Origin of the sequence: Erythrobacter cryptus DSM 12079, from assembly GCF_000422985.1 — a bacterium.
Taxonomy (GTDB): Bacteria; Pseudomonadota; Alphaproteobacteria; order Sphingomonadales; family Sphingomonadaceae; genus Erythrobacter; species Erythrobacter cryptus.
Map to the genome: position 1 here is coordinate 220,931 of NZ_AUHC01000001.1, position 21,162 is coordinate 242,092.

Consider the following 21,162-nt stretch of genomic DNA (forward strand, 5'->3'; position numbering starts at 1 on the left):
CCGCCGCGTGCCGGCCTAGCGATAGCACACCTTGCGCACCGCCGCGGCGATGCGGTCAGCATCGATCAGCGCGAGCTTTTCAAGGTTGGCGGCATAGGGCAGCGGCACATCCTCGTTGCACACCCTGAGCACCGGGGCATCGAGGTGGTCAAAACCCTCCTCCATGCATAGTGCCATGATCTCTGCGGCGATCGAGCAGGTCGGCCAGCCTTCCTCGGCGATGACGAGGCGGTTGGTCTTGGCAAGGCTGGTGAGCACGGCCTGCTTGTCGAGCGGGCGCAGGGTTCTAAGGTCAATCACCTCGGCATCGATGCCCTCCCCCGCCAGCATCCCTGCGGCCTCGAGCGCAAGGCCCACCCCGATCGAATAGCTCACGATGGTGACATCGCGCCCCTCGCGCACGATCCGGGCCTTGCCGATGGGAAGCACATAGTCCTCGACCTGTGGCACATCGAAGCTGCGGCCATAGACCAATTCGTTCTCGAGGAAGACCACCGGATCCTCGCATCGGATCGCCGCCTTGAGCAGGCCCTTGGCGTCAGCCGCATCATAGGGCGCAATCACGATCAGCCCCGGCACATTGGCATACCAGGGGGCAAAGTTTTGCGAATGTTGTGCCGCCACCCGGCTCGCCGCACCATTGGGCCCGCGGAACACCACCGGACAGCGCATCTGCCCGCCCGACATGTAATTGGTCTTGGCGGCCGAATTGATGATGTGATCGATCGCCTGCATGGCGAAGTTGAAGGTCATGAACTCGACGATGGGCCTGAGGCCACCCATCGCCGCGCCGGTGCCGATCCCGGCAAAGCCATATTCGGTGATCGGAGTGTCGATCACCCGCTTGGGGCCGAATTCGGCAAGCAGGCCCTGCGTGACCTTGTAGGCGCCCTGGTATTCGGCCACCTCCTCGCCCATCACGAAGACCCGCGGATCGCGGCGCATCTCCTCGGCCATGGCATCGCGCAGCGCCTCGCGCACGGTGGTGCTGACAAGGGCCGTGCCTGCCGGAATTGCCGGGTCCGCAGCGGCGGGAGCAGCCGCAGCTGCCTGGGCCGGGCGCGCAGGCGCCGGCGTGGGAGCCGCTGCGCGCACCGGCTCGGGCGCGCTGGTGGCGGCAATGGCAGGGGCAGGCGCGGCCGCTGCCTCCCCTTCTCCCGCGATCAAGGCGATCACCGCCCCGACCGCGACATCCTCGGTGCCGGCGGGCACGACGATTTTCTCGAGCACGCCCTCGTCGATCGCCTCGAATTCCATCGTCGCCTTGTCGGTCTCGATCTCGGCGATGATGTCGCCCGGCTCGATCCGATCACCCTCCTGCTTGAGCCAGCGCGCCAGCGTGCCGCGCTCCATCGTCGGCGACAGCGCCGGCATCTTCAGTTCGATTCCCATGGCTCAATAGCTCCCCACCAGCACGTCGGTGTAGAGTTCGGACGGATCGGGTTCTGGCGCACTTTCGGCAAAATCGGCTGCGGCAGCGACTTCGGCGCGCACCGCCTTGTCGATCGCCTTGAGATCTTCCTCGCTTTTGCCAGCGGCGAGCAGCACCTTCTTCAGGCCCTCGATCGGGTCGTGCAGCTCGCGCTGTTCCTGCACCTCCTCGCGGGTGCGATACTTGGCCGGGTCGGACATCGAATGGCCGCGGTAGCGATAGGTATTGCACTCCATCAGTACCGGCCCCTTGCCGGCGCGCACATGGGCAAAGGCGACTTCTGCCGCGGCGCGCACCTCGAGCACGTCCATGCCGTTCACCTCCATGCCCGGGATGCGGAAGGCGGTGCCGCGGCGATAGAAGCGGGTTTCGGCCGAGGAACGCCGGGTGGCCGTGCCCATGGCATACTGGTTGTCCTCGACCACGAAGACGATTGGCAATTGCCACAAGGCGGCCATGTTGAAGGTCTCATAGACCTGCCCCTGGTTGGCCGCGCCATCACCGAAATAGGCAAGGCAGATCCCGCCATCCTCGTTGTATTTGTGTGCGAGCGCGAGGCCCCCGCCAAGCGCCACCTGCGCGCCGACGATGCCGTGCCCGCCGTAAAACTTGTGCGCGGTCGAGAACATGTGCATCGAGCCGCCCTTGCCCTTGGAAATGCCCGCGGCGCGGCCTGTAAGCTCGGCCATGATGACCTTGGGATCGATGCCGTAGGCGAGCATGTGGCCATGATCGCGATAGCCGGTGATGACGCTGTCCTTTTCGGGATCGAGTGCCGATTGCAGCCCGATCGCCACCGCTTCCTGCCCGATATAAAGGTGGCAGAAGCCGCCGATCAGCCCCAGCCCGTAAAGCTGCCCGGCCTTCTCCTCGAACCGCCTTATCAGCAGCATCTGGCGGTAGAATTCGAGCATCTCGGCCTCGCTGGCCGGATAGCGCCGATTGGCGGCAAAGCGCTCCTGGAGCGAATGGAGAATGAAGTCGGCATCCTCCGCCACACTGACGGGCGGGCTTGCCGGGCTTGACGGTTTTGCAGGCTTTTTGGCCAAGGTCTGGATCCCTCCGACTGGCGCGCCCCTGGGGAGGAGATGCGCGCGCTCCGTCTATAGGCGCCAAGCCCCGCACGGCGCAACGCCAAGCCGCGCAAGGCTTAAGCGCGCATACGAAATCAAGCCGAATGCAGAAAAGAATTGCCGGGTGGACAGGGTAGCGATCACTCGTCCTCGAGCGTGATCACCACCTCATCCTCGCGCATCACGCCGAGCTGCTCGCGCACCAGCTCGCTGGCAAGATCAGGATCAGCCGCCTCGGGATCGAGCAGGCGCACCCGGTTGCGCAGGGCATCACGCTTGGCCGCAAGCGCGGCGATCTCCGCCTGGCGCGCCTCGAGCGCGGTGGAATTCTCGCTCCAGGCGAGCAGGCCCCAGGGGCCGGCAACGGCAAAGCCTGCGAGCACCAGCAGAACGCCCAGCGCCAGCCACTGCCTGCGGCGATCCTGTGTGGCGATGCTGCGCGGAGCTGCCATCGTGATCCCTTGCCCGTCCCCCTTGCCGCGCCTCACGCGCGTGGCATTCCTCACAGAATCACACTTGCCGCCCCAGCGCAAGGCCCATGCGCCGCAGCTCGTGGAAATCCGGGGCGAAACGAAAATTTCTCAATAGGATCGCGGCAGGCCGAGAACGTGTTCGGCAAGATAGGAGAGGATGAGATTGGTCGAGATCGGCGCCACGGTGTAGAGCCGGGCTTCGCGGAACTTGCGCTCGACATCATATTCCTCGGCAAAGCCGAAGCCGCCGAAGGTCTGCACGCACATGTCGGCCGCGGCCCAGCTTGCCTCCGAGGCGAGAAGCTTGGCCATGTTGGCCTCGGCGCCGGGATTGCCGCCCTCGTCATAGACGCGCGCGGCATGGTGCACCATCAGCTCGGCCGCGCGCATCTGCGCATAGGCCCGCGCGATCGGGAACTGCACCCCCTGGTTCTGCCCGATCGGGCGGCCGAAGACCTGCCGCTCACGCGCATATCCTGTGGCCTTCTCGATGAACCACTTGGCATCGCCGATGCACTCGGCGGCGATGAGGATGCGCTCGGCATTCATGCCTGAAAGGATGTAGCGAAAGCCCTTGCCTTCCTCGCCCACCAGGCTGCTCGCGGGGATCTCGAGGTCATCGAAGAACACCTCGCAGGAGGAATGATTCATCATCGTGCGGATCGGCTTGATCGTCATGCCCTTGCCGAGCGCGGCGCGCATGTCGACGAGGAAGATCGAGAGCCCCTCGGTCCTGCTCGACGCCTCCTCGCGCGGGGTGGTGCGCGCGAGCAGCAGCATGAGATCGGAATGTTCGGCGCGGCTGGTCCAGATCTTCTGCCCGCTGACGATATAACTGTCGCCCTTGCGCACCGCCCGGGTCTTGAGGCTCAAGGTATCGGTGCCGCTGGTCGGCTCGGAGACCCCAAAGGCCTGCAGGCGCAGCTCGCCGCTGGCGATGCGGGGCAGGTAATGCGCCTTCTGCTCAGGGCTGCCGTAACGCAGCAGAGTGTTCATGATATACATCTGCGCATGCGCCGAGGAGCCGTTGCAGCCGCAGGCCTGAATCTCCTCCATGATCACGCAGGCCGCTTCAAGGCTGAGGCCGCTGCCGCCATGCTCGGCAGGGATCAGTGCGGCGAGAAAACCCGCCCGGGTGAGCGCATCGACGAATTCCGCCGGATAGGCGCGCACGGCATCCTTGGCGCGCCAATATTCGCCGGGAAAGTTTGCGCACAGGCTGCGCACCGCAGCGCGGATGGCGGCAAGGTCTTCGGTTTCTCGGGTGTCCATCATGCTGCCTTTCCTCGGTTTGATGCGCACCCACTGCGCCCTGACCTGCCTCGCGGCCGCGGCGCAGCTCGCAATTCTGGCTGCTTTTGCGAAAGAGGCCGGCTCTGGCAATCCCGTTTCGATCTGCTACCCAACGCCCCGAGGGAGCAACCGCCATGCAGATTCTCGCCCACGATCCGGCCCGCTTTGCGCAATTGCCCGACTATCCCTTCGCCGAGAACTGGCTGACGATCGAGCTTGGCGAGGGCCTTGCCGGCCGGATGCATTACCTCGACGAAGGCCCCAGGCACGCACCGCCGGTGCTGCTGCTGCACGGCGAGCCATCGTGGAGCTATCTTTATCGCAGGATGATCCCGCTGCTGGTGGCGGCGGGCTTTCGCTGCCTTGCGCCCGATCTCATCGGCTTTGGCAAGAGCGACAAGCCCGACGATCCGGCCTTCTACACCTATGCCCGGCATGTCGCCTGGCTGAAGCAGTGGCGCGATGCCGTGGTGCCCGAGCTCGTCGGCCTGTTCTGCCAGGATTGGGGCGGGCTGCTTGGTTTGCGCATGGTAGGCGAGGAGCCCGATCGCTTTGCCTTCGTGGTGGCGAGCAACACCTTCCTCCCCACCGGCGGCGGGCAGGCCTCGCCCGGCTTTCTTGCCTGGCGCGAATTTGCCCGCGCCTCGCCCGAGTTCCGGATCGGCGGGATCATGAATCGCGGCTGCCAGCGCGGCCTGACCGAGGCCGAGATCGCCGCCTATGACGCCCCCTTCCCCGACGAGCCGAGCAAGGCCGGGGCGCGGGCCTTCCCACAACTCGTGCCGATTGAGGACGATATGGACGGGGTGACCGAGAACATCGCCGCCTGGCGCGGCCTTGCCGGGTACGCGCGGCCCTTCCTCACCCTGTTCGGCGCCGATGACCCGGTGCTGGGCGCGGCCGGGCCGGCGCTGGCTGGGCGGATCAAGGGCGCAGCCGGCCAGCCCCATGCGCTGCTTTCGCGCTGCGGCCATTTCAGTCAGGAAGACCGCCCTCACGAACTCGCCCAGGGGGTAATCGACATGGCGCGGGCGGCGGGCTTTCACGCTTGAGCAAGCTGGCCGGCGCCCCTTCCGCAGCCTCTCCCCCTGCCTCGGCGCTGCTTACCCGGGCGCAGGAATGGGCACTGGCGGTGGTGATCGCGGTGGTCACCGCCAATGCCTATTACATCCACCCGATCATCGGGCTTGTCGCAGAAGGCTTTGGCGTCGGCACGGCCGCGATCGGGCTGGGCCGGCGCTCAACCAGATCGGGCTTGCTCTTGGCATCGTGCTGCTGCTCCCGCTCGGCGATTTCTATTCCAACCGCCACCTGTGCCTGATCTTCGTTGCCGCCCAGACGCTGTGCCTTGCGGGCATGGTGCTCGCCGACGACCTCGTTCTCTTCACCGCCGCATCGACCCTGCTCGGCTTTGTCACCATCGCTCCCTATCTCATTCCGGCCTATGCCTCACGCCGCGTCGCGCCCGAACGCCTTGGGCAGGTCACCGCGCTGCTCACCGCTGCGGTGATCTTCGGGATCCTGGTCGCTCGCCTCGGCGCCGGGGTGATCGCCGAGCTGGCCGATTGGCACAGCGTCTATGTCATCGCCCTCGCCTTGATGGTGGGGGCAACCGCCCTGCTTGCGGCGACCATGCGGCGCGAGCCTGCCGCATCAAGGCCGGGCGGGGCGCATTACGGCGCGCTCGTCGCCTCGGTCTTCACGCTTGCCGCCCGCAATCCGGACATGCGCCTTTCGGCAGCGATCCAGGGGCTCAACTTCGCCATCTTCACCGCCACCTGGCTGGCCCTCGCGCTGCACCTTACCAGCCCGGCGCTCGGCTATGGCACGGACGAGGTCGGATATCTTGCGGCAGTGGCGGCGGTGAGCGTCTTTGCCACCCCGCGGCTCGGGCGCTGGGCCGACAGGGTCGGCGCCCACCGCGCGCGGCTCGTTGCGGCGCTGGTGCAGCTTGCCGGCATTGCGCTGCTCTACCCGCTGGGTTCCAGCATCTGGGGGGTGCTCGCCTCGCTGGTGCTCACCAACGCGGTTGGCCCCACGATCGACGTGACCGGGCGCATGACGCTGTTCACCCGCGAAAGCGAAATCCGCACCCGGCTGACCTCGGGCTACATCATGGCGATGTTCCTCGGCGGGGCGCTCGGCAGCGCGCTCGGCACCGCCGTCTTTGCCAGCCACGGCTGGGCGGGCACCTGCGCGCTGCTGCTCGCGCTATCGGCCGGGGTGACCGGGCTTTCGTGGCAGGCCGCGCGGCGCTGGCGCCGGCTCGAGGGCTGATGGTGACCCCGGCGCGATTCGAACGCGCGGCCCTCAGATTAGGAATCTGATGCTCTATCCTGCTGAGCTACGGGGTCCCGGCGCTCTCCTTAGCAGCCGGAACGCTCCGATCAATTCAACTTTTCGGGCGGCGCCACGGGGAATGGCAGCGGCGCGATCGGCACGCCTTCCTCGACCAGCGCGCGCGCCTCATCGAGGCTGGCCTGCCCGTGGATCGGGGCCTGTTCGCGCTCGCCATAATACATCGCGCGCGATTCCTCGGCGAAGCGCTCGCCCACCCAAGTCGAATGCTTGAGCGCCTCAGCCTGAGCACGGGCAAGCGCGGCGAGCGCCTCGCGCAGCTGCGGCGGCAGCGGTGCGCTGGCCATGGCACGATGGCTTTCGGGCGCGAGCACTTCCTGGCGCGCATTTCCCTTGGCCGGCACCGCGGGGGCCATCGGCGCCTTGCTGATCTCGGCATGGCCACAGGTCGGGCAGGACAGGAGCCCGCGCGCGCGCTGCGCCTCGAACTCGGCGGAATTGCCGAACCAGCCTTCAAAACGGTGCCCGTCGGGGCAGGCAAGGTCATAGACGATCATGGCAAATCACGATGTGGGAATTGCCCGGCGGTTGGCAAGAGCCGGGATCTGCGCGCGCACTGCGGCGATGCGGGACAGATCGATCGCGCACAGGGCCAGCCCCGGCGCCTCGCCGCCCATGTCGAGCAGCACCTCGCCCCAGGGATCGACCACCAGACTGTGGCCATAGGTCTCGCGCCCATCGGCATGGTGGCCAACCTGCGCCGCGGCGATGATGAAGGCCTGGGCCTCGATCGCCCGGGCGCGCAGCAGCACATGCCAATGGGCCTCCCCAGTGGGTCGGGTGAAGGCGGCCGGCACCGCGATCGCATCGCAGCGCCGATCCCCCAGTGCGCCGAACAGCGCCGGGAACCTGAGATCATAGCACACCGTCAGCCCGATTCTCCCGATCGGTGTTTCCTCCACCGTCACCACCCTGCGGCCCGGCTCATAGGCACTGCTCTCCCGCCAGCTCTCGCCGCTGGCAAGATCGACATCGAACATGTGGATCTTGTCATATGTGACCGGCTCGGCGCCGTCGGCGCGGAAGTAGTACGAGCGATTGGCCCATTTGCCGCTCGGCGCGCGCACAGGCATCGAACCGAGGGCGATGTCGATCCTGCAATCGGCAGCCAAGCGGCGCAGCTCGGCGGCCCACCCCTGCGGCGCATCGGCAGCGATCCAGCGGCCCGCGCGCGCGCGGTTGCGATCGAGCAGCACCGACATTTCCGGCGTGAACAGCACCTTGGCGCCCTGCCGTGCGGCGGTGGGCGACGCATCGGCAATGGTGGCAAGATTGGCCTCGGGATCGATCCCCGAGGTCATCTGCAGGACCGCGATCGTCACCATCCCCGACAAATGCCCCTAGCCTTGCAGCAAGGCATCGAGCTTGCCGGAGGCCTCGAGCGCGTGAAGATCGTCGCACCCACCCACGTGGGTCTCGCCGATGAAGATCTGCGGCACGGTGCGCGCCTGGGGCGCGCGGGCGAGCATCTCCTCGCGCCGCGGACCGCCGAGCGTGATGTCATATTCGTTGAAGACAACGCCCTTGGAGGCGAGCAGCCGCTTGGCCCGGACGCAGAAAGGGCAGGCAAACTTGGTGTAGATGTCGATCCGCGGCTGCCCCATCTTCAACCTCTTGAAAGCCTCGTCGCCAAAACCAAATAAGGCGTGCCGCCGCGTTCCGCCAGTCTCGGGGAGCTTGCGGGGGCAAGCGGGTGCTGCATCCGGCAGGCCCGCGCCAGAACCCAAATTGCTCGATCAAGGAGGATTTGCGCAATGTCTCGTTTCGATTTTACCCCCTATCGCCGCACCACCGTGGGCTTTGACCGCCTGTTCGATCTGCTCGAGAACCAGGCGCGGCTCAATGCCGGTGACAACTATCCCCCCTTCAACATTTCGCGCCGGGGCGATGATCACTACCGCATCACGCTGGCGGTGGCGGGCTTCCGTCCGGCCGATATCGACATCACCGCGCAGCAGAACCTGCTCATCATCCAGGGCAAGAAGCGCGAGGAAGTCGAGGACGGGGCCGAGCTGATCCATGTCGGCATCGCCAACCGCGGGTTTGAACGCCGCTTCGAACTGGCCGACTATGTGCGGGTCGAACGCGCCGATATGGCTGACGGCCTGCTGGTGATCGATCTGGTGCGCGAGGTGCCCGAGGCGATGAAGCCGCGCAAGATCGCCATCGGCGGCGGCGCCCAGCTTTCCGCAGTGCCTGCGCCCGAGAGTGACAAGGCCAACGCCGCCTGATCTGCGAACGGCGCCCACGGGCAGCTAGTCTTTCAGGCTTCCGGAAACTTTAAGGGGGCGGGCCGTGCGGTCCGCCCCCGCGGCTTGCGCCGCCTCGCCTGGCCCTGTCCGTCCGGGTCGCAGAAGACGGACAAAACCGGGCAAGCCTTTCAAGCCAAGCGTCCTGCGCCGGTGGGATGCGCTTCCCGACGATGGTCCGCGGGGCTTATCCCACCCAAAGTGCATAAGGCGTTGCCGTTATCCCGGGTCTAATGCCGAAGGCGCCGCCGAGGCAAGAACTAACTTGCAAGCTTGTAAAGAAACGACAGAAGATTTTCTCTATTCTCTAACAAGGGTTTATATCGACACCCGAAGAACTGGCGCGAAGTCTTGCAGGGTGCCGCGGCCCGATTGGCTTGAGGCCTATTCAATCTGACAGGGCACCCGCAAGCAACGCCCGTGCGCCGCTCAGACGAGTCGTGACTGCTCGAGCGCGGCGGCGATGAAACCGGCGAAAAGCGGATGCGGATCGAAGGGCCGCGACTTGAGTTCGGGGTGGAACTGTACGCCGACAAACCAGGGATGATCGGGCCGCTCGACGATCTCCGGCAGCAGCCCGTCGGGCGACATGCCGGCAAAGATCAGCCCATGCTTCTCGAGCGGTTCGATAAAGGCGCTGTTGACCTCGTAGCGGTGGCGGTGCCGCTCGGAGATGATCTCGGCGCCGCCATAGATGCGCGCCGCATGGCTGTTGGGCGAGAGCCGCGCCGGATAGGCGCCGAGCCGCATGGTGCCGCCCAGATCTCCCCCTGCCTCGCGCTGCTGCAGACCTTCGGGGCTCATCCACTCGGTGATGATCCCGACCACCGGCGTATCGGTCGGGCCGAATTCAGTCGAGGAGGCCCCAGGATAGCCTGCGGCCCGCGCCGCCTCGATGCAGGCCATCTGCATCCCGAGGCAAATGCCGAAGAACGGGATCTTGCGTTCGCGGGCAAAGCGCACGCTCGCAATCTTGCCCTCGCTGCCGCGCTCGCCGAAGCCTCCGGGCACCAGAATGCCGTGCATCGGCTCGAGCGCCGAGACGATCGCCGACTGGTCATCGGATTCGAAAATCTCGGCATCGATCCACTTGATGTTGACCTTGACCCGGTTGGCAAGGCCGCCGTGGATCAGCGCCTCGTTGAGGCTCTTGTAGGCATCGGGCAGGCCCACATATTTGCCCACCACCGCGATCGTGACTTCGCCTTCCGGGTTGAAATAGCGGTCGGTCACGTCGCGCCACGCCGAAAGATCAGGCTCGGGTGCATCGGTGATGCCGAAGGCGCGCAGCACCTCACGGTCGAGGCCCTCGGCGTGATATTGCAACGGCACCGAATAGATCGAGGGTGCATCGAGCGCGGGGATCACCGCTTCCTTGCGCACGTTGCAGAAATTGGCGATCTTCTGCCGGTCGCTTTCGGGAATGGGATGTTCGGCCCGGCAAAGGAGCACATCGGGCTTGATCCCGAGGCTGGCAAGCTCGCGCACCGAATGCTGGGTGGGCTTGGTCTTCAGCTCGCCTGCGGCCTTGATATAGGGCACGAGCGTCACATGGACGCTGACTGTCTGGAGAGGCCCAAGCTCGTTTCTGAGCTGGCGGATCGCTTCCATGAAGGGCAGCGATTCGATGTCGCCCACGGTGCCGCCGATCTCGCACAGGATGAAATCATGATCGTCCTGATCGGCCAGCGCGAATTCCTTGATCGCGTCGGTGACATGCGGGATCACCTGCACCGTGGCGCCCAGGTAGTCGCCCCGCCGCTCGCGCGCGATGATGTCGCGATAGACCCGGCCCGAGGTGATGTTGTCGCTCTGGCGCGCCGAAACCCCGGTGAAGCGTTCATAGTGGCCAAGATCAAGGTCGGTCTCGGCCCCATCGTCGGTGACGAAGACCTCGCCGTGCTGATAGGGGCTCATCGTCCCCGGATCGACGTTGAGATAGGGATCGAACTTGCGGATGCGCACCTTGTAGCCGCGCGCCTGCAAGAGCGCCGCGAGCGAGGCTGCCATGAGACCCTTGCCAAGCGAGGAGACCACGCCGCCGGTGATGAAAATGAACCGCGCCATGGGACTTGAGCCTTAATCAGCGGGAGGGATTCGGAGCAAGCGAATTGCAGCGGGGCCGGTACTGCCATCCACAAGCGCGTGGAACATGGCTTGCCGCGGCTGCAGCGGGCGGGCCGTTCCGGCCCGTCACGGGGCTCGGGGGCGCAAGCCTATTCGGCCAGCGGATCTGCGCCCGCGGGCGGCGCCGGAGTCTCACCGGGAGCCGCAGCAGGCGGAGCGGGATCGGCGAGCAGATCGGGCCCGGCAGGGGGCTTGGCCGCGCGCTCGAGCGTGGTGGTCACCCCGCCAACCTGGTTCTCGCGCACCGCCAGCGCAGCAAGCACGATCGACAGGCCGACAAAGGCAATCGCCAGCCATTTGGTCGAACGGGTGAGAAAATCCGCTGCCCCGCGCGCACCGAAGGCGCCCGAAGGATTGCTGCCGATGCCGAGCCCCCCGCCTTCGGATCGCTGCATCAGCACCACGCCGACCAGCGCGGCCGCCACCAAGGCCTGGATCACGGTGAGAAAAATGAAAAGCGACATCGGCAAATCTCGTAGCGGGGGCGCTTCATCGCCCGTAGGAAGCGTGTGGCGGCCATGTAGGCGTCCGCAGCCCCCGGGGCAAGCCCGGGCGGCTCAGGCCAGGCGGGACAAGGCCGATCAGGGATCGAAGGGCTCGCTCGCGGCGAGTGCAATCCCCATCAGGCTGTCGGCTGTGAGGCTCGCCCCACCCACCAGCGCGCCGCTGACCTCGGGCACGGCAAAGATAGCCGCTGCGTTTTCGGGCTTGACCGAACCGCCATAGAGGATGCGCACCTCGCGCCCCTGTTCCTCGCCGAAAAGCTCGACCATCAGCTCGCGAATGAGGCCATGCATCTCGGCGATGTCCTCGGTGGTGGCGGGCGTCCCTGTGCCGATCGCCCAGATCGGCTCATAGGCAATGGTGAGCCGCTCGCCGACATCGGCAGGCATGGCCTCGGGCGGGGGGAGCGAGGCCTTGAGCTGGCGCTTGATGAAGGCCGCGGCCTTGCCCGCGGCGCGGGTCTCGGCGCTTTCGCCGCAGCACAGGATGATCTTCAGCCCCGCCGCCAGCGCCGCCTCGGCCTTGGCGCGCACCAGTGCGTCACTCTCGCCGTGGCCGAGGCGCCGCTCGGAATGGCCGAGGATGACGAAAGTCGCCCCGGCATCGGCCACCATCGCCGCAGAAATGTCGCCGGTGAAAGCTCCGCCCTCGGCATGGTGGCAATCCTGCGCGCCCACGGCGATCTGTTCGGCCTCGCGGTGGATCGGGTGAATCAGGGTGTAGGGCGGCGCAAGCGCCACCTCGACCTTCATGTTACGCTGGGCCGCCCGGTCGATCGCGCGCGCTTCGGACAGCATCGCGCGGGTGCCGTGCATCTTCCAGTTTCCGACAATGAGCGGTCGGCGGGTCATCGGTTCTTATCCTGCGCCTGAGGCGATTGAGAGGTTTATGCCGCGGGGCCTTGTGATTCTCGCTTTGCTCTAGTGCCCCAGGGCGCGCTGCGCTAGCCGAGGCGCAAGCCCTAGTCAAAACCCCAAGCCACCTGTTGCCGCGCGGTCGCAGGGCCTCTAAAGCGCCGCGGTGCCACGCCTTGCGCGCGGCGCGCCCCCGCGGGACAGCCTGTCCTGCGCCACTACCAGCCTTGGACGGGTCGATACACGCCATGCTTTCGTTCTTTCGCCGCTTTTTCGCCTCGAAGATCGGCCTGCCGATCTTCCTTGCCTTCCTGGCGTTGATGGCGCTCGCCTTTGCCGCTTCGGACATCACCGGCACCACCTTCGGCGGAATTGCAAATGGGGACCGGGTGGCGGTGGTGGGCGGCGAGCCCGTGCCGCTGCGCGATGTGAGCATCGCTGCCAACACCGCGCTCGAGCAGGTGCGCGCAAGCGATCCGACGCTCACCATGCCCGAATTCGTCGAACGCGGCGGGCTGGAACAGGTGGTGGAACAGCTGATCGATCGCTATGCGGTGGGCAATTACGGCGAGAAATATGGCCTGCGGGCGGGCGAGAACCTGGTCAACAGCGAGATCCTCAAGATCGATGCCTTCAAGGGCCTTACCGGCGCCTTCGATCCGCAGCGCTACCAGGAACTGTTGCGCCAGCGCGGGCTAAGCGATGCCACGTTCCGCCGCGATCTTGCCGACGGGCTGATCGAGCAGCAACTGCTGCGCCCGGCGGTGAGCGCCCCGGTCCTGCCCGAGAAGGTCGCCCGGCGTTATGCCGCGCTGGTGCTGGAGAGGCGCAAGGGCGAGATCGCGCTGATCCGAAGCGATGCCTTTGCCCCGGCGCGCGAGCCGAGCAACGCCGAGCTTGAAGCCTGGTATCGCGACAACCGCACCCAATTCGTGCAGCCCGAACGCCGCACCATCCGCTTTGCGGTTTTCGGCGAGGCGCAGCTCAAGGCCAGCACCGCCCCCACCGCTGCCGAGATCGCGGCGCGCTATCAGCGCGATGCGGCGCGTTACAAGGCGAGCGAGAAGCGCGCCGTGACCAGCTTCGTGGTGCCGACCGAGGATGCCGCCAAGGCCTTCGCCGCGCGCATTCAGGGTGGACTGCCGCTTGAGACGGCAGCGCGCGAGGCCGGCTTTACCGCCTCGCGCAGCGAGCCGCGCACGCGCGAGGCCATGGCCAATGCCACCAGCTTTGCCTTTGCCGAGGCGGTATTCAAGACGCCGCAGGGTGGGATCGTCCCGCCGACTCAGGGCACGCTTGGCTGGTATGTCGCACGGGTCGATGCGATCGAACGCACCCCGGCGCGCAGCCTTGCCGAAGCTACGCCCGAGATCACCCGTCAGCTCACCGAGGAAAAGCGCGCCGCCGCGCTCGCCGACCTTACCGCCGAGGTTGAAAGCGAGATCGACAGCGGCACCGCGCTTGCCGAGGTCGCCAAGGCCTATGGTCTCAAGGTCGAGACCACCCCCCCGATGCTGGCCAATGGCCGCGCCTTTGGCAGGCCCGAGGTGCAGATCGTCCCCCAGCTTGCCCCGGTGCTCGCCACCGCCTTCCAAATGGAGGAGAGCGAGCCGCAGCTCGCCGAAGTGGTGCCGGGCAAGGAGTTCGTGATCTTCGAGGTCGCCCGGATCGAGGAAGCCGCCGCCCCGCCGCTCGCCGAGGTGCGCGCCGAGGCGATCGCCGGGTGGAAACGCGCACAGGGCGCAAGGCTGGCCGAGGCCGCGGCCAACCGGGTGAGCGCTCGGATGCGCGGCAAGACCCCGCTCGCCGCTGCCCTTGCAGCCGAGAAAGTCACCGGCGCCGAGCTCGAACCCATCAACCTTGAGCGCCGCGAACTCCTCGCCCGCAGCCGCGGCGGCAATGTCCCCCCGCCGCTGGTGCTGCTCTTCAGCATGGCCCAGGGCTCGGTCAAGGTTCTCGAGGCGCCGCGCAATCTCGGCTGGTATGTTGTCAGCCTCGATGAGATCAGCACCGCCCCACTCGAAAGCGCGCCGGGGCTGGTGGAGAACACCCGGCGCCAGCTCGGAGAGGCGCTCGGCGAGGAATATCGCCGCCAGACGCTGGCCGCGATGCGCAAGGAACTGGGCGTCACCCGCAATGATGCGGCGATCGCTGCCGAGCGCAAACGGCTTTCGGGCGAACAGTAGAACCGGGCGCGATGCTGGCGTGAGCACTCCCGCAACAGGCCTGCCCGAAAACGCTGCCGCAGCGATCGAAGCCCTTGCCGCCGGGCGGGCAACGCTGGTGTGGCGGCAGATCGTTGCCGACAGCGACACGCCGGTGGGCGCAGCGCGGCGGCTGATGGCGCGCGGGCGCGGCGATTTCCTGCTCGAATCGGTTGAAGGCGGCGAGGTGCGCGGGCGCTACAGCCTGCTCGGGCTCGATCCGGACCTCGTCTTTCGCGCCCGAGGCACCCGCGCCGAAATCAACTGCGCCTGGAAACTTGCCCCGGAGGTCTTCGAGCCGCTCGAGGGCGATGCCTTGAGCGCCCTGCGCACGCTCGCAGCCGCCTGCCGGATCGACCCGGTGCCTGCGGGCCTGCCCCCGGCGCTCGCCTTCCTGGTGGGCTACCTGGGCTATGAGACCATCGGTCTCGTCGAGAACCTGCCGCGCGCACCCGAAAGCCCGCTCGATCTGCCCGACATGCTGTTCGTGCGCCCCACCGTGCTCCTGGTGTTCGACCGCCTGAGCGATGCGCTCTATGCGATCGCGCCGATCTGGCAGGCGGATGACCCGGAAGGCGCCGTGGCGCGCGCCGGGGAACGGATCGATGCGGTGCTCAGCCAACTCGCCCAGCCTGCCCCGGCGGGAGGGACGGACGCGTTGCCCGAAAGCCTTCCCGAGCTTGCCCCGGTGATCGCACCGGAGGATTACAAGGCCATGGTGCGCGCGGCCAAGGACTACATCCTTGCCGGCGATATCTTCCAGGTGGTGCTGGCGCAGCGCTTCACCTGCCCCTTCCCCCTGCCCCCGCTCGCACTCTACCGCGCGCTCAGGCGGGTCAACCCCTCGCCCTTCCTCTATTTTCTCGATCTGCCCGGCTTTGCGCTGGTCGGCTCGAGCCCCGAGATCCTCGTGCGCGTGCGCCCCGATGCGCATGGACGCAGCGAAGTCACCATCCGCCCGATTGCCGGCACCCGCCCGCGCGGCGCCACGCGCGATGCTGATCTTGCCAATGAGGCCAGCCTGCTGGCCGATCCCAAGGAGCGCGCCGAGCATCTGATGCTGCTCGATCTCGGGCGCAATGATGTCGGCCGGGTGGCCGCCGCTGGCAGCGTGCGGGTGACCGACAGCTTCACCATCGAACGCTACAGCCATGTGATGCACATCGTCAGCAATGTCGTGGGCGCGCTCGCCCCGGGCAAGGACGCACTCGATGCCCTGTTTGCCGGCTTTCCGGCCGGAACGGTTTCGGGCGCGCCCAAGATCAGGGCTTGCGAGATCATTGCCGAGCTGGAGCCCGAAACCCGCGGCGCCTATGCCGGTGGCGTGGGCTATTTCGCCCCCGATGGCAGCCTTGATTCGTGCATCGTGCTGCGCACCGCCGTGGTCAAGGACGGGGTGATGCATGTGCAGGCCGGGGCCGGGATCGTCGCCGACAGCGATCCCGACTATGAACTTGCCGAGTGCCGGGCCAAGGCCGGGGCGCTGATCGCCGCGGCGCGCGAGGCGCTGCGCGTGGCGCAGGAGCCGGGGTTCGGCCAATGAGCTTGGGTAACACTGGGCCTGTCCGCGGCGTCTTGCCGCTGGTGGTGGCGCTGCTGCTCGGCGCCTGTTCCGAGCAGCCAGCAGGCGAGGCGCTGGTTGAAGTCAAGCTTGGCAGCGCCAGGAGCGTGGGGAGCGCGGCGGCGCCCACGCCCACTGCCCCGGCAAGCGCCGAAGCCTCGGCCTGCCGCGAGGTGCGTTTCGAGGAGGTGCCGCTTACCCATTGCATCGCCGATCCGGCGCTGCACCGCATCGCCATGGCCAATCTCGGCCCTGACCGCCAGCCCTACGGATCGCTTGCCGCCTTTGCCGCCAATGTCGATCCGGCCACGATTGCCTTTGCCATGAACGGCGGGATCTATGGCGATGACCTCAGGGCCATAGGCTACTATGTCGAAAATGGCGAAAGGTTGAAGGAACTCGACCGCGGCGAGGGGGAAGGCAATTTCTACATGAAGCCCAACGGGGTGTTCTTCGGCAGCGGGGGCAAGTGGCAGGTGCTGGGGAGCAACACCTTCTTCAACACGGTGAGCGAGAGGCCCGAATTCGGCACCCAGTCGGGCCCGTTGTTGGTGGTGGAGGGCAAGCTCCACCCCGAAATCCAGGACAATGGCCCCTCGCGCGCGATCCGCAACGGCGTGGGCGTGGATGCGCGCGGCCGGGCCCATTTCGTCATTTCCAATGCCCCGATCAGCTTTGGCCAGCTCGCCCGCTATTTCCGCGACGAGATCAAGGCCGCCAATGCGCTCTATCTCGATGGGCAGGTCTCGAGCCTGTGGGATCCGGCGAGCGGGCGCATGGACAAGGGCCGGGTGGGGCCGATCATCGTCGTGATGAAGCGGCAGGAGAGGGCGGCCCCATGATCCTCGTGATCGACAATTACGACAGCTTCACCTTCAACCTCGTCCACTATCTGATGGAGCTGGGGGCCAAGGTGCGCGTCGAGCGCAATGATGCCCTGAGCGCGGCTGAGGCGCTGCGCACCAAGGCCGAGGGCTTCCTCATCTCACCCGGCCCCTGCACCCCCAACGAGGCGGGCATCAGCCTCGATCTGGTGGCGGCCTGTGCCGATGCGGGCAGGCCGCTGATGGGCGTGTGCCTAGGCCATCAGGCGATCGGCCAGCATTTCGGCGGTCGGGTGGTGCGCGGCGGGCTGATGCACGGCAAGACCTCGCCGATCCGCCACGATGGCACCGGGCTGTTTGCCGGCCTGCCCTCGCCCTTTACCGCCACGCGCTATCACAGCCTCGAGGTGGTCGATGTGCCGGGCGTGCTGATCGCCAATGCCGAGGCCGATACTCCGGGCGCCGATCATGCCAGCGTGATGGGCTTTCGCCATGTCGCGCTGCCCATCCATTCGGTGCAGTTCCACCCCGAAAGCATCGCCACCGAGCACGGCCACGCGCTGCTCGCCAATTTCCTGCGCCTGTGCGGGATCGCGCCGTCAATGCCCGAAAGGCCTTTGCCGTGAGCCTCCTGCCTGATGTCACCGCGCCGCTGTCCGAGGCCGAGGCCGAGGCGGCCTTTAGCGTGCTCCTCGATGGGGCCCCAAGCGAGGAGGAGATCGCCGCCTTCCTCATCGCCTTGTCGCAGCGTGGGGAGACCGCGGCGGAAATCGCCGGGGCAGCCCGGGCGCTGAGGGCCCGGCTGATCCCGATCGCCGCTCCGCCCGGCGCGATCGACGTGTGCGGCACCGGGGGCGATGGGCATCACACGCTCAATGTCTCGACCGCGGTGAGCCTGGTGGTCGCGGCCTGCGGGGTGCCGGTGGCCAAACACGGCAACCGCGCCGCCAGCTCCAAGGCCGGGGCGGCTGACACGCTCGAGGCGCTCGGGCTTGACCTCGAGGCCGCCGGGCGCACCGCCGAGGCCAGCCTGGCCGAGCTTGGCATCTGCTTTCTCTTTGCCCGCAACCATCACCCGGCGATGGCGCGCATTCAGCCGATCCGGGTGAAGATAGGCCAGCGCACCATCTTCAACCTCATGGGCCCGCTGTCGAACCCCGCCGGGGTGGCAAGCCAATTGATCGGCATTGCCCGGCCCGCCTATGTGCCGATCTATGCCGAGGCGCTGGCGCGACTCGGCACCGGCATGTCGCTGATCGTCTCGGGCGATGAGGGGCTGGACGAGCTTAGCCTTGCCGGCGGCAACGAGGTCGCGCGGGTGGTCGGCAACGGCTTCATCATGGAGCGGGTGGATGCCTCGCAAGCGGGCCTGCCCCATGCCCCGGTGGCGGCGATCCGCGGGGGCGATGCGCGCCACAATGCCGCGGCCTTGAAGGCATTGCTGATGGGCACCCCGGGGCCCTATCGCGATGCAGTGCTGTTCAACGCCGCTGGCGCTTTGGCCGTCGCGGGTCGGGGGACAGACTGGCGCGAGCGGGTGGCGATCGCTGCCGAAGCGATCGATTCGGGCGCTGCCCTCACCCTGCTCGAACGCTGGATCGGGATGGCCAAGTGATGGACAAGCTCGCGCAAATCTGCGCCACCAAGCGCGAGGAGGTGGCCACGCGCCGCGCTGCCATTTCGCGCGCCGAGCTCGAGGCGCGTGCCCGTGCGGCCAGCCCCCCGCGCGGGTTCGAGGCGGCGCTGCGCCAGCGCACCGGCGCGGGCGGCCTTGCCCTGATTGCCGAGATCAAGAAGGCAAGCCCATCCAAGGGGCTGATCCGCGCCGATTTTCACCCGGCAGAACACGCCGCGGCCTATGAGGCGGGCGGCGCCACCTGCCTTTCGGTGCTGACCGACTCGCCCTATTTCCAGGGGCACGAAGATTACCTCGTCGCCGCCCGCAGCGCCTGCCGCCTTCCGGTGCTGCGCAAGGATTTCATGGTTGATCCCTGGCAGTGCCTCGAGGCGCGCAGCATCGGGGCCGACGCGATCCTCATCATCGTTGCAGCCCTTGCCGACCAGCAGATGGTCGAGATCGAGGCGGCGGCGCGCGCCTGGGGCATGGACGTGCTGGTCGAGGTGCACGACGAAGCCGAGCTCGTGCGCGCTCTCACCCACCTGCAATCGCGCCTGATCGGGGTGAACAACCGCGATCTCAAGACCTTCACCACCAGCATTGAGGTGACCGAGCGGCTCGCCCCGCTCATGCCCCCTGGCACCCTTGTGGTGGGCGAGAGCGGGATCAACAGCCATGCCGATTGCCAGCGCCTCGCCGCGGTGGGGGTGCGCGCCTTCCTGGTTGGCGAAAGCCTGATGCGCGCCGATGACATTGCCCTTGCCACCGCCGCGCTGATCGGCGCACAAGCCTGAGGCATGAGCGGGCTTACCCATATTGATGCAAGCGGGGCGGCGCGCATGGTCGATGTCGGTGCGAAGCGCGCAAGCCAGCGCCGGGCGGTAGCCAGCGGGCGGATCGCCATGTCTGCCGAGGCGCTCGCCGCGATCCGTGCTGGCGACGCCCCCAAGGGCGATGTGCTCGGCGCGGCGCGCATCGCCGGGATCATGGCGGCCAAGCGCACCGGCGAGCTCATCCCCCTGTGCCACCCCCTGGGGCTGGAGACGGTCAGCATCGACTTTGCCTTCGAGGATGGCGCCATCCGGGCCACGGCCAGCGCCGCGCTGACCGGCAAGACCGGGGTTGAAATGGAAGCGATGACAGCGGTTTGCGTTGCACTCCTCACAATCTATGACATGGCCAAGGCGATCGACAAGGCGATGGTGATCGGCGAGGTGCGCCTGATCGCCAAGTCAGGCGGCCAGTCAGGCGACTGGAAGGCGCCGGACGCACAGGTGCCGTGAGCGAGCTGCTCTCTCTCGAGGAGGCCCAGGGGCGCATCCTTGCACTCGCCCCGCTGCTGCCGCTCGAGCAGGTGCCTCTCACGGCGATGGCGGGGCGCTATCTCGGCGAAGACCTGCGCGCCGCACGCACCCAGCCTGCTGCCGATCTTTCGGCGATGGATGGCTATGCCCTCGCGCCCGGCCCGGGCCCGTGGCAGGTGGTGGGCGAAAGCCGCGCCGGCGCCCCCTTCGCACGTGCGCTGGCGCCCGGTCAATGCGTGCGGATCTCGACCGGCGCGGTGATGCCCGAGGGCGCCGATCGGGTGCTGCTTCAGGAAGATGCCGAGCGTGCCGGCGACGTCGTGCACGCCGCGCAGCAGCCGTCTCCGGGGCGCCACATCCGTCCGCGCGGTTTCGATTTTCGTGATGGCGATCTGCTCATTCCCCGCGGCGCAAGGATGACCCCGGCGCGCATCGCCCTGGCGCTGGCGGCGGGCCACGCCGCGGTGCTGGCGGCGCGCCCCTTGCGCGTGGCACTGCTCGACAGCGGCGATGAGCTGAGCGCCGATCCGTCGGCCTGCGGCGCGCATCAGGTTCCCGCCAGCAATGCCGCGATGCTCGCCGCGATGCTCGCCCCACTTGGCTGCAAGGTGTCGCTGCTCGGCCCGGTTGCCGATAACCACACGGCGCTGGCTGGAGCCCTCGAACAGGCCGACAGCGCAGATATCCTCATCACCACCGGCGGGGCCTCGGTGGGCGACCATGATCTCATCAAGCCTGCGCTGGCGCGCTGGGGCGCCGAGATCGCTTTCTGGAAGGTGGCGATCAAGCCCGGAAAGCCGCTGCTGGTCGCCACCCGCGGCGTGCAGGTGGTGCTCGGCCTGCCGGGCAATCCGGCGTCCTGCTTCGTCACCGCGCATCTTTTTGTCCTGCCCTTGGTACGCGCCAGCCTCGGGGCAGCCCATCCCCTGCCGACCACCGCCAGCGCGGTGGTGGACGAAGCGCTGCCCGCGGTGGGCGCGCGCCGCGAATTCCTGCGCGCCCGGCGCCTGGGCGAGCGCGTGGGCCTTGCCGGGTCACAGGATTCGGGTGCGCTTTCCACCCTCGCGGCGGCCGACTGCCTGATCGATCGCCCGGCCCGCGCGCCGGCGCTCGGCGCGGGAAGCCCGGTGACGATCTATCCGCTCGATGGCGGCTGAGGCGCCCCGGACGCACGGCTGTAGGGCGTGCTTGACTTTGGCGCACCAGTTTCCTAATTGTTCTGCGTTCGTTCACCTTTCGGGGCGAGCGACAAGTGCAGGCAAAGCACCGCTGGCGCAGCCCGGTCGGG

22 protein-coding genes and 1 tRNA gene are annotated in these 21,162 nt (G+C 67.4%); 12 read left to right on the plus strand and 11 right to left on the minus strand.

Going from position 1 to position 21,162, the window contains the following annotated elements:
• Window positions 1-15: 15 nt before the first annotated feature.
• The 4 genes from G524_RS0101070 to G524_RS0101085 form a co-directional block, all read right to left on the minus strand.
• Window positions 16-1,392 (minus strand): pyruvate dehydrogenase complex E1 component subunit beta, encoded by a 1,377-nt coding sequence (locus tag G524_RS0101070; protein ID WP_027442043.1) that lies wholly within the window; start codon window positions 1,390-1,392, stop codon window positions 16-18.
• A 3-nt stretch (window positions 1,393-1,395) separates the two neighbouring features.
• Complete coding sequence (pdhA, locus tag G524_RS0101075; RefSeq protein WP_027442044.1) at window positions 1,396-2,481, minus strand: pyruvate dehydrogenase (acetyl-transferring) E1 component subunit alpha; 1,086 nt, start codon at window positions 2,479-2,481, stop codon at window positions 1,396-1,398.
• A gap of 164 nt (window positions 2,482-2,645) precedes the next feature.
• Window positions 2,646-2,957, minus strand: a complete 312-nt coding sequence (locus G524_RS0101080) for an FtsB family cell division protein (protein WP_027442045.1) — start codon at window positions 2,955-2,957, stop codon at window positions 2,646-2,648.
• A 129-nt stretch (window positions 2,958-3,086) separates the two neighbouring features.
• A complete protein-coding gene (locus G524_RS0101085; RefSeq protein ID WP_027442046.1) occupies window positions 3,087-4,253 on the minus strand; it encodes an acyl-CoA dehydrogenase family protein in 1,167 nt (388 codons plus the stop codon).
• Between the two features lie 152 nt (window positions 4,254-4,405).
• Between G524_RS0101085 and G524_RS0101090 the strand changes: the two genes are divergently transcribed.
• The 3 genes from G524_RS0101090 to G524_RS14605 are packed head-to-tail and all read left to right on the plus strand — an operon-like array spanning window position 4,406 to window position 6,548.
• Window positions 4,406-5,323, plus strand: coding sequence for a haloalkane dehalogenase (locus G524_RS0101090; protein WP_027442047.1), 918 nt, complete (start codon window positions 4,406-4,408; stop codon window positions 5,321-5,323).
• Window positions 5,320-5,592 carry a hypothetical protein gene (locus G524_RS17130; protein ID WP_245561251.1) on the plus strand — a complete coding sequence of 91 codons (273 nt, stop codon included), beginning with the start codon at window positions 5,320-5,322 and terminating at the stop codon, window positions 5,590-5,592. The genes G524_RS0101090 and G524_RS17130 overlap by 4 nt, the downstream gene beginning before the upstream one ends.
• Window positions 5,541-6,548 carry an MFS transporter gene (locus G524_RS14605; RefSeq protein ID WP_245561252.1) on the plus strand — a complete coding sequence of 336 codons (1,008 nt, stop codon included), beginning with the start codon at window positions 5,541-5,543 and terminating at the stop codon, window positions 6,546-6,548. The genes G524_RS17130 and G524_RS14605 overlap by 52 nt, the downstream gene beginning before the upstream one ends.
• Here the strand turns inward: G524_RS14605 and G524_RS0101100 are convergent.
• The 4 genes from G524_RS0101100 to grxC form a co-directional block, all read right to left on the minus strand.
• Window positions 6,549-6,625: transfer RNA gene (locus G524_RS0101100), tRNA-Arg, on the minus strand.
• Window positions 6,626-6,658: 33 nt separating this feature from the next.
• The gene (locus G524_RS0101105) at window positions 6,659-7,126 is read right to left on the minus strand and encodes a DUF1178 family protein (RefSeq protein WP_027442048.1); all 468 of its coding nucleotides are present in this window, start codon (window positions 7,124-7,126) and stop codon (window positions 6,659-6,661) included.
• Between the two features lie 6 nt (window positions 7,127-7,132).
• Window positions 7,133-7,954 carry a carbon-nitrogen hydrolase family protein gene (locus G524_RS0101110; protein WP_027442049.1) on the minus strand — a complete coding sequence of 274 codons (822 nt, stop codon included), beginning with the start codon at window positions 7,952-7,954 and terminating at the stop codon, window positions 7,133-7,135.
• Between the two features lie 15 nt (window positions 7,955-7,969).
• Window positions 7,970-8,233 (minus strand): glutaredoxin 3, encoded by a 264-nt coding sequence (gene grxC, locus G524_RS0101115; protein WP_027442050.1) that lies wholly within the window; start codon window positions 8,231-8,233, stop codon window positions 7,970-7,972.
• A 150-nt stretch (window positions 8,234-8,383) separates the two neighbouring features.
• Between grxC and G524_RS0101120 the strand changes: the two genes are divergently transcribed.
• Entirely contained in the window at window positions 8,384-8,860 is a 477-nt protein-coding gene (locus G524_RS0101120; protein ID WP_027442051.1) for an Hsp20 family protein, read from the plus strand.
• Between the two features lie 447 nt (window positions 8,861-9,307).
• Here the strand turns inward: G524_RS0101120 and G524_RS0101125 are convergent, their stop codons facing one another.
• The 3 genes from G524_RS0101125 to tpiA form a co-directional block, all read right to left on the minus strand.
• A complete protein-coding gene (locus G524_RS0101125) occupies window positions 9,308-10,945 on the minus strand; it encodes a CTP synthase (RefSeq protein ID WP_027442052.1) in 1,638 nt (545 codons plus the stop codon).
• Window positions 10,946-11,094: 149 nt separating this feature from the next.
• Window positions 11,095-11,469 carry a preprotein translocase subunit SecG gene (gene secG, locus G524_RS14610; RefSeq protein WP_036857061.1) on the minus strand — a complete coding sequence of 125 codons (375 nt, stop codon included), beginning with the start codon at window positions 11,467-11,469 and terminating at the stop codon, window positions 11,095-11,097.
• Between the two features lie 117 nt (window positions 11,470-11,586).
• Window positions 11,587-12,360, minus strand: coding sequence for a triose-phosphate isomerase (gene tpiA / locus G524_RS0101135; protein ID WP_027442053.1), 774 nt, complete (start codon window positions 12,358-12,360; stop codon window positions 11,587-11,589).
• A gap of 251 nt (window positions 12,361-12,611) precedes the next feature.
• On the opposite strand from tpiA, the gene G524_RS0101140 reads away from it, so the two are divergent.
• The 8 genes from G524_RS0101140 to G524_RS0101175 all read left to right on the plus strand — a co-directional run bounded on the left by G524_RS0101140 (window position 12,612) and on the right by G524_RS0101175 (window position 21,031).
• Window positions 12,612-14,549: a peptidylprolyl isomerase gene (locus tag G524_RS0101140; RefSeq protein WP_027442054.1), complete on the plus strand. Its 1,938-nt coding sequence runs from the start codon at window positions 12,612-12,614 to the stop codon at window positions 14,547-14,549.
• 97 nt (window positions 14,550-14,646) lie between these two features.
• On the plus strand, window positions 14,647-16,110 hold the full coding sequence (locus G524_RS0101145) for an anthranilate synthase component I family protein (protein ID WP_425387195.1): 1,464 nt from the start codon (window positions 14,647-14,649) through the stop codon (window positions 16,108-16,110).
• Window positions 16,107-16,970: a phosphodiester glycosidase family protein gene (locus G524_RS0101150; protein WP_051220810.1), complete on the plus strand. Its 864-nt coding sequence runs from the start codon at window positions 16,107-16,109 to the stop codon at window positions 16,968-16,970. The genes G524_RS0101145 and G524_RS0101150 overlap by 4 nt, the downstream gene beginning before the upstream one ends.
• Window positions 16,967-17,578, plus strand: coding sequence for an anthranilate synthase component II (locus tag G524_RS0101155; RefSeq protein ID WP_027442057.1), 612 nt, complete (start codon window positions 16,967-16,969; stop codon window positions 17,576-17,578). The genes G524_RS0101150 and G524_RS0101155 overlap by 4 nt, the downstream gene beginning before the upstream one ends.
• A complete protein-coding gene (gene trpD, locus G524_RS0101160; RefSeq protein WP_027442058.1) occupies window positions 17,575-18,567 on the plus strand; it encodes an anthranilate phosphoribosyltransferase in 993 nt (330 codons plus the stop codon). The genes G524_RS0101155 and trpD overlap by 4 nt, the downstream gene beginning before the upstream one ends.
• A complete protein-coding gene (gene trpC, locus G524_RS0101165; protein ID WP_211219259.1) occupies window positions 18,567-19,364 on the plus strand; it encodes an indole-3-glycerol phosphate synthase TrpC in 798 nt (265 codons plus the stop codon). Before trpD ends, trpC begins: the two co-directional genes overlap by 1 nt.
• 3 nt (window positions 19,365-19,367) lie before the next feature.
• Window positions 19,368-19,853: a cyclic pyranopterin monophosphate synthase MoaC gene (gene moaC, locus G524_RS0101170; RefSeq protein WP_027442060.1), complete on the plus strand. Its 486-nt coding sequence runs from the start codon at window positions 19,368-19,370 to the stop codon at window positions 19,851-19,853.
• Window positions 19,850-21,031 carry a molybdopterin molybdotransferase MoeA gene (locus tag G524_RS0101175; RefSeq protein ID WP_027442061.1) on the plus strand — a complete coding sequence of 394 codons (1,182 nt, stop codon included), beginning with the start codon at window positions 19,850-19,852 and terminating at the stop codon, window positions 21,029-21,031. Before moaC ends, G524_RS0101175 begins: the two co-directional genes overlap by 4 nt.
• Window positions 21,032-21,162 lie beyond the last annotated feature (131 nt).